Origin of the sequence: Microvirga tunisiensis, assembly GCF_009296175.1 — a bacterium.
Lineage (GTDB): Bacteria > Pseudomonadota > Alphaproteobacteria > Rhizobiales > Beijerinckiaceae > Microvirga > Microvirga tunisiensis.
In genome coordinates this window covers 1-870 of record NZ_VOSK01000884.1, presented here as the reverse complement: position 1 = coordinate 870, position 870 = coordinate 1, and the positions used below count along the sequence as shown (strand labels likewise).

1 protein-coding gene is annotated in these 870 nt (G+C 55.2%); it reads right to left on the bottom strand.

Going from position 1 to position 870, the window contains the following annotated elements; translation table 11 throughout:
* The coding region (locus FS320_RS44320; RefSeq protein WP_274597290.1) for an RNA polymerase sigma factor region1.1 domain-containing protein at positions 1–508 on the bottom strand (508 nt) is incomplete at its 3' end.
* Positions 509–870 lie beyond the last annotated feature (362 nt).

Sequence of the window (870 nt, the reverse complement as noted above, 5' to 3'; positions counted from 1 at the left end):
CCTCGACGAGTTCGTCGCGCCAGATGATGATGGCCTGGAAGGTCAGCGGGCTTTCGCAGAGCCCGGCGATCATGGCCTCGCGGCCGGCCTCGATGCGCTTGGCGATCGCGATTTCGCCCTCGCGGGACAGAAGCTGGACCGATCCCATCTCGCGCAGATACATGCGCACCGGGTCGTCTGTCCGGTCCGCCGGCTCCTTGGTCGTGGTCTCAAATACCGCGACGGCGCGGGTCTCAGATGCCTCTACGAGGTCGCCGCCATCAGCCGCTTCCTCCTCTGTCTCTTCCGATTCAACAACGTTGATCCCTTGCTGAGACAATTGGCTAAGAACGTCCTCGATCTGCTCCGAAGAAAAGTCTTCAGATGGAAGAACGTTACTTAATTCCGCATGGGTGACATAGCCCCGCTGCTTGGCAAGCTTAAGCATCTGCCGCAACGCCGCCCCAGCCAGATCTGCTAGCGGCTTATCTGCATGGTCGGAATGGGAAATATTTTCGTGATCATCCATGGAGCGAATTAGCTAAGAGAATTCCGGAAATGGGGAGGTGACGTTTATGGAGCAGCAACTCAAGATCTAAATGCAATACACCCAAATTATTACGATGACTTTGATGTCTACCTATGGCTGAAGCTTGACATATGAACAACCGACTTCCGTTCCCTTTTGAACGGCAAAGTCGCTTCGGGTCTAGAACGATCACCAACCTCTCATGCCCCGTTGTAATGTTCACATCAGGGATGGCAGACTAGATCCTCGACACAGTGATTTTGACCGGTTGGCCTGCCGTCTCTTGTGACGGCACTTCGAAGCGGTGCGGGATCTGCAAGTGGATTGATCCCCATTGGACGGGGCCTCGGTACCAGATGCGA